The following is a 1,027-nucleotide window of genomic DNA, read 5'->3' as shown; positions in this document are numbered from 1 at the left end:
GCCACGCAGCGCGTACAGCTCGGCCAGGGTGGCGCCCTGCGGACCCACCCCCTCCTCGGTACCCAACCACCGCACCGCCTCGACCCGGGTCAGCGGCCCCACCTCGATCCGGGCCAGACAGCGACCCGGCCGGACCACGGCGGGGTGCAGCTTCTCCAGGTCCTCGTTGGTGGTGATGCCGACCAGTACCCGACGGCCCTGGCCGAGCAGGCCGTCGGTGAGGTTGAGCAGGCGGGAGAGCGCCTGGCCCGCCGTGTTCTTGGCCCCGCCCCGGATCAACTCATCGCAATCCTCGAGCAGCAGCAGACGCCACTTGGGGCCCCCGCCCTCCCCGCCGTCCTCGTCGTCGTCCGGGCCGTCCTCGCCGATCGCCACGTCCATGAGGTAACCGACGTCATTGAACAGCCGTTCGGGGTCCAGCACGCAGTCCACCCGGCACCATTCACGCCAACTGCGGGCCAGGGTTCGCAACGCCGAGGTCTTGCCGGTGCCCGGCGGTCCGTGCAGCAGCAGCAGTCTCCCGGAGACGGAAGCGGGTGTGGTGGCCATCAGCCGGTCCAACGCCCCGGCGACCGGCGCCGAGTAGTTCCCCCGTGCCTCCTCCCAACTCTCGGAGTCGATGATCCGACTGGTGCGCACCGGGCCGCCGCGCGGCGAGTGGTGCCAGAAACCCATCGGCACCCGCGAGGGTTCGGTGCGCTCCTCCTCCTCGGCCCCGTCCACCGCCTGCTTGAGCACCTGTTCGGCCCGTTCCTCGCTCCGGGCGACCACGGTGACCACCGCGCCGAAGCGCCACTTGCGGGAGCGCACGGCCCAGTCCCCGCCCATGGCCAGGACCGTCCAGCCGTCGTCGCCGCGTACCGAGAGCATCGGCTCGGCCTCCGGCGGCAACAGGGTGTGACCCTCCTTGACCTGACCCAACCGGCGCTCGCGCGCGTACGGCAACTCCCCCTCGGCGAAACGGCTGACGAGGAAGGTGTCGATGGTCTCGGTCGGGGAGTCGGGGTCGTTGACCACCATCCGGAAG

Annotated in this window: 1 protein-coding gene; it reads right to left on the bottom strand. The window is 71.4% G+C overall.

Annotation, left to right across the window (positions count from 1 at the left end; translation table 11 throughout):
- On the bottom strand, positions 1-1,020 hold a 1,020-nt coding region (locus tag FNQ90_RS24570), incomplete at its 3' end, for a DUF5925 domain-containing protein (protein ID WP_228471576.1).
- Positions 1,021-1,027: the final 7 nt, after the last annotated feature.

The organism is Streptomyces alkaliphilus, from assembly GCF_014141535.1.
Classification (GTDB): Bacteria; Actinomycetota; Actinomycetes; order Streptomycetales; family Streptomycetaceae; genus Streptomyces; species Streptomyces alkaliphilus.
Note: the sequence above shows the minus strand (reverse complement) of the source record. Positions and strands in the feature narration are given on the sequence as shown.